The 10,586-nt window shown below is 43.5% G+C and carries 11 protein-coding genes; 1 reads left to right on the plus strand and 10 read right to left on the minus strand.

Going from position 1 to position 10,586, the window contains the following annotated elements; genetic code table 11:
- Positions 1 to 67 precede the first annotated feature (67 nt).
- From H0Z19_RS10520 to H0Z19_RS10530, 3 genes are all read right to left on the minus strand, one after another.
- Entirely contained in the window at positions 68 to 841 is a 774-nt protein-coding gene (locus H0Z19_RS10520) for a CoA-transferase (protein WP_290726421.1), read from the minus strand.
- A complete protein-coding gene (locus H0Z19_RS10525) occupies positions 841 to 1,857 on the minus strand; it encodes a CoA transferase subunit A (RefSeq protein ID WP_290726423.1) in 1,017 nt (338 codons plus the stop codon). Before H0Z19_RS10525 ends, H0Z19_RS10520 begins: the two co-directional genes overlap by 1 nt.
- 62 nt (positions 1,858 to 1,919) lie before the next feature.
- Positions 1,920 to 2,792, minus strand: a complete 873-nt coding sequence (locus H0Z19_RS10530; RefSeq protein WP_290726425.1) for a cyclase family protein — start codon at positions 2,790 to 2,792, stop codon at positions 1,920 to 1,922.
- 215 nt (positions 2,793 to 3,007) lie between these two features.
- Here H0Z19_RS10530 and H0Z19_RS10535 point away from each other — a divergent pair, with 215 nt between their 5' ends.
- Entirely contained in the window at positions 3,008 to 3,571 is a 564-nt protein-coding gene (locus H0Z19_RS10535; RefSeq protein WP_290726426.1) for a hypothetical protein, read from the plus strand.
- Here H0Z19_RS10535 and H0Z19_RS12080 read toward each other — a convergent pair.
- From H0Z19_RS12080 to H0Z19_RS10565, 7 genes are all read right to left on the minus strand, one after another.
- Positions 3,552 to 4,043 (minus strand): 4Fe-4S dicluster domain-containing protein, encoded by a 492-nt coding sequence (locus H0Z19_RS12080; RefSeq protein WP_365892726.1) that lies wholly within the window; start codon positions 4,041 to 4,043, stop codon positions 3,552 to 3,554. The genes H0Z19_RS10535 and H0Z19_RS12080 overlap by 20 nt on opposite strands.
- Entirely contained in the window at positions 4,036 to 6,156 is a 2,121-nt protein-coding gene (locus tag H0Z19_RS10540; protein ID WP_290726427.1) for a molybdopterin-dependent oxidoreductase, read from the minus strand. Before H0Z19_RS10540 ends, H0Z19_RS12080 begins: the two co-directional genes overlap by 8 nt.
- 127 nt (positions 6,157 to 6,283) lie before the next feature.
- Complete coding sequence (locus H0Z19_RS10545) at positions 6,284 to 6,406, minus strand: hypothetical protein (RefSeq protein ID WP_290726428.1); 123 nt, start codon at positions 6,404 to 6,406, stop codon at positions 6,284 to 6,286.
- A 4-nt stretch (positions 6,407 to 6,410) separates the two neighbouring features.
- Positions 6,411 to 7,826 (minus strand): sodium:solute symporter family protein, encoded by a 1,416-nt coding sequence (locus tag H0Z19_RS10550; protein ID WP_290726429.1) that lies wholly within the window; start codon positions 7,824 to 7,826, stop codon positions 6,411 to 6,413.
- 65 nt (positions 7,827 to 7,891) lie between these two features.
- The gene (locus H0Z19_RS10555) at positions 7,892 to 8,839 is read right to left on the minus strand and encodes a 3-hydroxyacyl-CoA dehydrogenase family protein (protein ID WP_290726431.1); all 948 of its coding nucleotides are present in this window, start codon (positions 8,837 to 8,839) and stop codon (positions 7,892 to 7,894) included.
- Complete coding sequence (locus tag H0Z19_RS10560; RefSeq protein WP_290726435.1) at positions 8,830 to 9,675, minus strand: glucose 1-dehydrogenase; 846 nt, start codon at positions 9,673 to 9,675, stop codon at positions 8,830 to 8,832. The genes H0Z19_RS10555 and H0Z19_RS10560 overlap by 10 nt, the downstream gene beginning before the upstream one ends.
- 16 nt (positions 9,676 to 9,691) lie before the next feature.
- Complete coding sequence (locus H0Z19_RS10565) at positions 9,692 to 10,036, minus strand: cupin domain-containing protein (protein ID WP_290726433.1); 345 nt, start codon at positions 10,034 to 10,036, stop codon at positions 9,692 to 9,694.
- Between the last annotated feature and the right edge of the window lie 550 nt (positions 10,037 to 10,586).

Raw genomic sequence — 10,586 nt, forward strand, 5'->3', positions numbered from 1 at the left:
AACTGCCGCCGAATCTGCCCACAGGAGTTCTTGCAGCACCTACAATAACCGCCATACATTATCACCTCTATTTCTTATTCTTCTTACCAAGCAGTATTCCATCTGGATCGAATTCCTTTAGCACCTCAAGTTCTTCGTCTGTAGGGGGTTCAGTATATTCAATTTCGTCGGGAATCAAGATGTCGAATGACGTATTGGCTTCCACATCTTCAACTTTGTAGCCTTCGTGAAGTGCAGCGAGTTTCATTCTCTTTGTGTTCTCATCAAACTCATACACACCTATCTGCGTTATGACTCTGTAAGGTCCTGTACCTGCTGGGAGTCCTGCTTCCTCTCTATTACCGCAGAGATAACCGGGAGTCGTGAGAAAGTCAAGCTTAGGCACAAACCTCCTTTTGTCCTGCCTCATAAGCACAATGTTTTTCCAGCAGAGTGATCCTACATCATTGGCCCCTCCACTCCCTGGAAGTCTTACTTTTGGTCTTTCCCAATCCCCAATTACGGTTGTATTGATGTTGCCGTAAGGGTCGATCTGGGCGGCGCCAAGAAAACCGTAATCAACATATCCTGCCTGAGCTAGGGACATAACATAATCCATGCTTGTCGCCATAATTGCCCCGTAAAATGTTGTCGATTCACCAACCGAGATTGGGATCCTTGGCAGTATTGGTGCTATCCCTCCTGCCTCAAATACTATTACTAAATTAGGAGTATACAGCTTCTGAGCCAGACATGCTGCTAGCAATGGCATTCCGGTTCCGACGAAAACACTTTTCCTGTCTTCGAGAATTCTTGCTGCGACACAAACCATATACTCTGCTTCTGAATACTGCAATAACATCACCCCCAGGGATATACCGGCTTCTCCCTTACTTGTTCAATCTTCTTAAGTTTCTCAAGTTTTTCAATGCCTCCAACAAGGTCCAAATACTCCCAGAAGTCATTTACTCCGTAAACGTATTTCTTAAAGTACTCCTTCGTCCCTTCTTCAGTTTTTGTTAGCGCCAAGTACTCAGCAATGTGCTCCTCATCGAAGTAGTAGAGCAGCGGCATGTTACACGGGTGGGAACCATAAGGCTGTTCAACGACTGCATCAACTAGGAAATACGGAATCACAGTTCTCCATGGTTCATCTCTAATCTTGTCAGTGGGGATTATTTCCTCTGCTGTTATAATTACTCTTTTCGCTGCTCTCGCCAATTCGAAGTCTTCTACAAGTATTCCGTCGATCTGGGCATTCCCATATATATCAGCACGGTGAACGTGTATAATAGCTACATCCGGAAAACACGCAGGTATGAGTGTGAGAGGTTTTCCTGTAAAAGGATCCTTAATGATTTTTGCAGAACTCTTTTTAAAAGTATCGGTACCCATCAAGATTCTAGCTGGTAAAAACGGCAAACCCATCGCAGCTGCTTTAAATCTCCACTGAAGTGCCGCGTTGCTCCACTCAGTTAAAACTTTCACTTCACCATTTTCAACCTTTCTGCGAGAAGCTGGAGACAATCCTCGTAGCTCGTGACCGAAGCTATATCCCGCTTCCACTTTTTCAACACTGCCAGCAGCTATAAGTACATCAAGGTCATGAACTGATGTTTTTCCCGCCATTGTAAGCCCTTTTATATCCTGTTTCACTATTTCGTAAATTATATTCATAGATACTCTCACATGCCCAAACCCACCGCTTGCGATGTACATCCCATCTTTGATGAACTTTGATACGGCTTCTTCTGCGGACATTGTTTTGTCGACCATATCTCTACTCTTGTTGTTCTTAACCCAATCACGAAAATCATCGGGATCGCACCATCCAACGAGGGGTCCTTCTCCTCCGTCCAACAGTTCAAGGGGTTTCAAGTTTACACCTCCGTTATAAAATTTTTTATTATGTTTAGAAAAAATTTGAAAAATTCGTTGTGTTACCTTTTCTCTACAATGGCAATCAGTCTTACTATCGAGCCATCTCCCTTCTCCCATCTAATCGGTAAGCCAATGATGGTACACCTTTGTCCAGTTACTTTGTCAATGTCCCCTCCTACGTTTTCCCATCCCATTATTCCGTTGGTTAGAAGTAGTCTGTGGCACGGTTCCCAATAAGGAAAGTCTTCTCTCGGATCTCTGCCCTTCTCTTTCTTGTATTCTTCTATCAACCACGGAAGTATCGCATTTCTCTCATCTCCTCCTCCTTGGTGCCATACCTCTCTCGTTGCAAGAGGGTGGTCAAGAGCCTGTGTATCAATACCAACTGCCTTAACCTTCTTCTTGACAAACCACTCACCAGCCTCCTTATAGAAACCGGGTGCATAGCAGAAGTACTTGACACTGTCACTCCAGTAACGATGCCAGCCAGTATTTACAATGACTATGTCACCCTTTTCGATTGGAGGATCAGCCTTCTCTAAATCCTCAGCGGTAATAACTTCCCATTTCTTCTTTGGTATTGAGACAACAACACCCTCGCCCATGTACCGCTCAAGTGGCACCTCTTCGATTGATGGAAAACCCTCCTCCACATGGATTGGTGCATCGGCATGCGTCGACACGTGCATGGTCGTTGTAATAACCTGTGACAGAACTCTGGATTTGGCATGGTAATGGAAGCGGTCGATTTTTACATCGTTGAAGTAAGGCCACAGTGGTACGCCATAGCCGAACTTGTGGGAAAGGTCGTACACTTCAACCTCTTTTCCCAGAATTTTCACTGGTGGTTTCACTAAAATGTCCTCTGGCTTTCCAATTAGCTCCGGATCCAGCATTCCGTGGAGATACGGGGAATCAACATCGTCCACCATTTTTTATCACCCCAACAACCCTACTTCGTAGAAACTTATTAAGAATTATCAATAATTCTGTATAATACTATGTGTTATTATGTAAGGGATAACAAAACGACATCTCAAAAAGTTAATTTTGGTTAATGGCTGTAAGTTAAAATTTAAGCTAATAAATATATTTCAAGATACAAAATTTAAAAAACTTTTTGAACTCCACTAATATAATGATAAACATGAAGACAAAAATGGTCAGGCTAGGCACTTACATTTCGCAGGACACATATAAACTCCTTAGGGACCTTACTGACATCTATGGAAACCAAAGTAACGTACTTGAACAAGCAATAAAGTTGCTCTACGACATTTCCAAATATGGCTCCAAGGTAGACAGGATTTTAGTCAGGGAGAAGCTGATAAACGAGTTTGAGAACGTCCTGATCTCCAAAAGGAATTTTATGCACCTTCTTCAGGGTAAAAAAGACAGTTTGTACGATGAAGATGTCATAACAGCCATTGTTCTAAGTTTTGTTGACGAAAACAGAGACTCTAAGAACTTCTTTCCCAAAGTTATGGAATCTTTAAGGAAAATCTATGTCGAGGGTAACAGGTGGTTTACTAATATCGAGCTTAAAACTGTCGAGGGCGAATTTAAGGTGACGTTTTATCATAATTTGGACAGAGAATTTAGCGACTTTGCATCAGAATACTTTAAGAGATTTTTCAGCAAGATGGATTATAAAATAGTAGAAGAACAGAAGCTAAACAAACTCTTCATTCTTAAAATTTCCGACTTTTAGCTCGCCTGGTTTTCAACTCATCAATTGTTCTAACTTGCAAGCACCTGGCGACACATGCGGAAACGCAAGCTGGTAATTTTCCGTTCTCAATGCGAGGCATGCAGATATCACAGAGCCTGATTTTTCCATCATCACCTAACTGAGGTGCTCCAAAAGGGCACACTTCAATGCAGATCCTGCACCCTATGCACAGCTCTTCATCTACGACCGTTCTTCCATCTTCAGTTTTTTTCAATGCGTTCGTGGGACACTCTTTTACACATGGAGCATTGAGACAATGTCTGCAGAATATGGCCTTAAAGTGCTGCTGAACTTTGGCACCAGAAATTTTTGGGCCCACATGAACAATTCTGATCCGTCCGGGATCATCAGATTCCTCTGAACTGTGCTCAAGCTTACAAGCTATTATACAAGCGTAACACCCAATACACTTGTTGCGGTCATGTACTAGCAGGAGGTTCAATTTACTCACCCCCTTCGCTCTTGTAGATCTTGCATAACATTGCCCTGAATGTTGTAGAACCAATGCATGGGTCAAACGGTGGTTTGTTGCTCGTCAAAACATTTGCATTGCTTTCCCATATACCAAGATCTGGTTTTTCTGGATAGTACCACGAAGCTTGTACAAATACGTAGCGAGGATCCATTCCTTCAAAAAGTCGTGCCTTTTGTCTTATCTTTCCTCGTGGAGTTTCAATCCAAATCCAGTCTCCGTCACTTATCCCATATTTTTCAGCCGTTTTCGGATGTACTAGGGCTACCGGATCTGGCTGCAGTTCTCTTAACCACGGATTTTGGCGATATTGAGAGTGGAAGTAATAGGGAACTCTACCGCCAGTTGAGAGTATTAATGGGTACTCTTTATAGAGGTCGGGAGTACTATAAGGACTCTCGTTTGGTTCTCGATAGTGTGGTAGTGGGTCGTAGCCAAATTTTTCTAGAATGGTTGAGTATAGTTCTATTTTTCCAGTCGGTGTTGGAAATCCTCCTTCTTCTCTCCAGTATTTCGTCTTATACTTGTAATAGTGTTCCTTTCCGGTCTTTGCTAAAACCCCAATTTTCTTGAACTCCTCCCATGTAATCCCTGCCTTTCTCAACTGGTAGTTCAGCATTTCGTAAACATTATTGAACCAGTATCTAGGTGCTATTCTTTTTCCAAGTTCGTTAAATATCACATTGTCGGGTAATGCTTCCCCGACTGGTTCAACAGCTTTGACTATTGCTGAGACAAAGAATCTGGGGTGCATGTCATATATATCGTCAGTTTCAAGCCAGTGTGCAGCAGGCAAAACTATGTCTGCATATCGTGCTGTTGGGGACATGTAGAGGTCGACGACCGAGATAAATTCAACATTGAGTAAGGCATCAAGCACCTCTTTCGAGTTTGCGTACGCCAATAATGGATTCGTCCCGTGTAAGTGCATCATTTTTATTTTTTTATCCCCATTAAGAAGGTCATCGCATACGCTCTCAAAATGACACATCGCAAAGGGTGGTAAACCGAGAAGTTTGTACTTATCTGCGCCTATTGGTAATTCTTTTGGAGCTGGCACTTCTAAAGCAAATTCTTCCATCTCCCCCGTGGCTGGAGGAATCCAGTTTACCATACTACCTGGCCTTTCTATGTTGCCCGTGACTGCCATTAAGCAGATTATGGCTCTCAGAGTTTGGATCGAGTTGTTTCCAGCTTCAAGCGCCTGCCCGATCTGGATACAACCTGGCTTGGATGTTGCGAACCACTCTGCAGCCTGCCGTATCTTCTCTCTTGTCACCCACGTTATTCTACTGACCTTGTCCAAATCATACTCCTGAACTCTTTCTTTAAGTCTTTCAAAACCAAAAGTCCATTTTTCAACGAAATCTCTGTCATACATCTCTCCATTAATAATGACGTTTAGCATTCCCAAAGCAAGAGCAGCATCTGTTCCAGGCCTTACAGGTAGCCAAAGGTCTGCCCTATGTGCAACAGGTGTTGCCTTCGGATCTACAAGGATGAAATGTTCGGCTTCTTCCAATGCTCTTAGAAACCAAACAGCCATTTCTCCATCAGCATTGGTGTATTCAAGCTGCTTGCCCCAGTGAATGATTGTTTTTGGATACTCTCCACCCCAGCCGTGATAATCGCAGTATAATCTTCCACCGACAGTAATTCCGAAGGCTGCAAGCCTTGGTGCGTAACAGAAGTGGGCGGGTAGCAGAACGTTCGGTGTGCCAATTGACCTCGCAAACCTGAAAGTGTATCTGTTATACCCTCTCCCTGTTCCCTGCCCGATCAAGATTGAACTTGGCCCATATTCTTTGATATACTCTTTCATCTTGTCGGCTATTGTGTCCAAAGCCTCTTTCCAGCTTATTCTTTTCCATTTACCCTCCCCTCTTTCGCCAACTCTCTTTAGAGGGTATTTTAGCCTTGATGGATTGTACACCTCTTTGATGCTTGCAAGACCCTTAGGACACATTGTCCCTAAGGTCAATGAGTTTGGATCTCCCTCTATGTGTACCACTTTTCCTGATTTTACCTTAACAAGTACTCTGCATCCGCCATGGCAACTTTTACAAGTGGATTTTACAACACGTTCAGACATCACACTCCCTCCAAAAATTAAAAAACAAATGTTCAGTTACTCCTTTCTACGTGCCCCTATAAAGCCCAAAAAGAAATAAATAAACATAAGGGCTATGATTAACGCCATCCAAGTCACAGTTCCCACTTCAAGCATCATCTCCATCACCCTCTGCCTCACTCCAGTCCAGAAACAGCGAAATAATGTATCCAACTACTGCTATTCCAACGCTGAACCCAAAACACGTTAAGATTGCATCAATGGGAAACATTTTTTCACCTCCCAGCTAAAGCTGCTTTTTCTTTGAAAAGTCCCGGTTTCCCCGGTAGAACCGCGGTGAGTATGGCACCAAGCACTAAGGTCACTATCAGAGCGAGATAGACCTGATGCAACCACGAGGGCGCTCCAAGCACTTCTGGCAGAGGTGTCATTGTCCAAGCGTTAATGACAATCCAAACCACCAGGCATGTGGCAATTGCTGCTGGAGCAGACCTTTTCCAGAATAACCCGAATATGACGAACCAAAAGACAGGTACAAGCCAAGAGAACAACCACATCATAGCCGCAAGTATTGGTGGTAAGCTTACTGCAGGAACGAGCGCTGCTATTGCGAGTAATATCGTAAGGATCCTAGACACTCTCAGAAGCTCTTCGTGTGTTGCTTCTGGCTTGAGAACTGCCTTGTAGATGTCGTTCACGAATATCGTGGTTGGAGCCAGAAGTGTTATGGCGTAAGATGAAAGAACCGCTACGAGGCAGGTTGCCAGTAGCAAAGCCGCTGCCCAAGTTGGAAGAACAGATACGATCATGGCAGGAGTGGCAGTCTTTGCTCCAAGTTCTGCAAATTCAGGCGTTGCTCTTGCAGCCATACCCATAACTGCCGCAAAAACTGCAAACGAGCCGTTCACAGGCACGGCTATTAGCATCGCTCTTCTAAGCACATCTGGTGACTTTGCAGCTAACGCAGCATGCAATCCCTGCTGGCTGATTCCTTGGAAAAACACCGTTGCAAGTATGTTGACAAGGGCAAATCCTACGAATACCTCCCACGAACCGAATATGTTGAGTTTGTCTGCCATATCATTCGATATGTAAAACTCATGAACTCCACTCCACCCGCTTTCGAGGCCTGCACCTAATACAAAAGTGGCTGCTATAATACCGATGTACAATATCACTGCGTTTAGTACATTTAACCAAGCAACCTCTTTCATACCTGATAAGATAACATAGAATATTCCTATTGTTGCACCGATTATTATCCCTACTTCAATCGAAGTTCCGGTCAGAATTGAAACGAAGATACCTAGTCCTTGTGTTTCCAGAGTGCAGATACCGAAGATTGCTCCAGCTATCACAGATCCTACCATTAGTCTCAGCCAATAGTTGTTGAAGATAATATCAAGAAACTCAGGAACGGACTCCACTTTCAGCTTTCTTGCCCACCTTCCCGTAAACAGACATACAACTGCCAGCATTATAGCATGTGCAAATGAAAACCAGACTGCAGGTAGGCCAATGTCAAAAGCACTCTCCATAACACCCAGTATATGTGGTGTACCCAGCACAGTTAAAGCCAGAGTAACACCAACTGGAATTGCACCCAAACCTCTTTTCGCGACTAGATAATCTTCTTCTGATTTTTCCATTCTCCTCATAAGGTAGTACCCAACACCTAATGTTGTTATCAAGAAATACGCCAAAACAGGCACAAGTATGTCCCATCTCGCCTCCAAAATAACCACCTCCTTTCTTTTTAACCCCCTTCTATGAGCAATTTGAGAATCTTTGCCAGCTGCTCATCCCTCCACTTCGTCAGCTCGTCATAAGCCATTCTTTTGATAACTTTGTAGTCCTCCATTGACTTGAGTATGGCCTCAAATGAGTTGTCAGGATACTCTGACCAGCATGCTAAATCCGACCAAAGTCGTTTATAGTGATCCTTGAAAAATTCCAAGAAATATTTCATGCCTCCTGCACCGCCGCCTAAGTGATAGGTGAGATAAACCCCTGTAATTGCCCATCTAATCCCTGGACCATATTTTACCGCAATGTCAATCTCCTCGGGTGTAGCAATTCCTTGGTAAACAAGATTTACAGCCTCCCTCCATAGGGCAGCAGCGAGCCTGTTGGCAACCATTCCTGGAACATCCTTTTTAACGACGATGGGTTTCTTGCCAAGCCAGTCCATAAATTCAACCGTTCTATCGATACAACGTTTGCTTGTCAACTCACCTGGAACGACTTCAACAAGAGGGATCAGATGTGGCGGGTTGTAGGGGTGAGCAGTAATGCACCTTTCAGGGTGTTTTTTTGCAGCTTTTTGAATTTCTGTTATGCTTAATCCGGATGTACTGGTTGCAAGAACGGTTTCTGGATCTGCTATATTATCCATTTCTTCAAAAAGCGATCTTTTCACCTCTAATTTTTCTACCGCTGATTCCTGCACATATTGCGTTCCACTTAAAGCCTCCTCCAAGCTTTCTGTGTAAGTAACTCTCCTAAGGACTTCATCTACACCCGCCTTACCATCCAAAAATATTTCACTAAGTGTTGTAACGGTTCGTGCAATGTTTTCTTCAGCCTTCCTGAGAGCTTCGGGAAACGGGTCGTATACAACGACTCTGCACCCACGCCATGCAAACAGTGCCGCCCAACTTGATCCAACAGTTCCGGCACCAATGCAAGCTACTTTTATGCCCACGAAGTAACCCCTCCATCTATGAACAGTATCTGCCCAGTGACAAAATTCGATGCATCTGAAGCAAAGAATATGACCGCTCCGATCAAGTCGTCTGGGTATCCCCACCTACCCAGAAGAATGCGAGATTTCATAGTTCTCGAAAGTTCTGGGTCTTTCATTATGTGTGCTGTAAGAGGTGTCGCAATGACTGTTGGAGCAATTGCATTTACAAGGATGTTGTATTTGGCCCACTCACATGCAAGCTGTTTTGTTATAAGATTTACTGCTGCTTTACTGGCACAATAGGCAATATAGTTTCTTGGTAATCCATATTCACTTCTAACAGAAGACACATTAATTATTTTTCCTCCGTTCTGTTTGATCATTACTTTGCCAACTTCCCTGCAAACTAGGAATACTCCAGTAACATTTGCATCCATAACCTTATTCCAATCCTCTAGTGGATATTCCTCTGCCGGCTTCGGAATGTTTATCCCTGCACAGTTCACGAGGATGTCAATTCTGCCAAACTCCTCAACCGTTTTGTTTACTAAGTTGACGACGTCTTCTTCTTTCGTAATGTCACATTTAATAGCTAGTGCCTTTCTGCCCAGTTTTTCTATGCTCGTCTTCAGTTTTTCTAATACTTCGACCCTCCTTCCTACTACAACAACATCACACCCAAAATCTGCCAGACCAAGAGCAATCGGGCCTCCTAGCCCACCAGTTGCCCCTGTGACAACAGCCACTTTTCCTGTCAGGTCGAACATTTTCCTGTAGCCCATCGACCCGCTCTGAACTCTTTCTTCCAGTGATTTCTGGTAGTCCTCTACAGACTCAAAAACCTCTTTCACCACCAATTCTCTCACCCCCTCACTCCTTGGGGTAACTCGCAATTACGAGCATGCTTGCAGGCATGTTCGTTTCATTTATGAGATATCTCGGTTCGCCTGCAGGAATGTACAGAGAATCCATTGGTTCCAGAACAATTTTTTCTCCGTTCTCCTTTACGACGGTTATTTTCCCACTCAATACGAAGTACACTTTTTCAATGTCGCTCTTATCCCACTCAGCCCCGCCTCCTGGAAGGAAGTGCGACAATCCCATCCAAAAGTTTTCTGATCCCGTCGTCTCCTTGTGATGCAACCTCAGTGCAACCATATTAAAATGGCCCGGCGCCTCGTAGGGTTTTACATCGTCAATACAGACTTTCTTCATGTGTTTGTCTTCACAAAAAGTTAATTAAGTATGTTTTCAATATCATTACATATCATTATACAACGTGATTGAACACTACATATTCACTACAGCTGAATGCTTTTTGCTCTGCAGCAAATCCGAACCAACATAAATCATTTCCGCTTTTTGGTTAAAACAGCATATGCAGCTACTCTCAGTACTATAGTTGTACTGAGGTAGTGTTCAACTGTGTCCAGTAAAATGTGGGATGAGTTGCCGTCAAATGCCGGTATAACAAAGCTATTCGTTTTTGATTCGAAACTCTGATAAACGGTGCAGCTCCTGTTAGGTTTAAGAAGGACCACCACCATTGCACAACAGAGATATGGACTTGCCTTAAAAGTTTAGAAAGGTTGAGCTGAATGTCGTCTCTCACAAAAGAAGTGAGACTTTTCAGTCTCGTTCAGGTATTGTGGTACCCCTCGATAGATTAATAAGGTTTCGACTTTGTTTCAGCATATTCATTGCGAGTTTTGGAGTGATCGCTGGAGCTGCCGGATTTAGCTTGGATGAAGAAAAGATATACTTT

The organism is Archaeoglobus sp. (assembly GCF_017656475.1).
Taxonomy (GTDB): domain Archaea; phylum Halobacteriota; class Archaeoglobi; order Archaeoglobales; family Archaeoglobaceae; genus Archaeoglobus.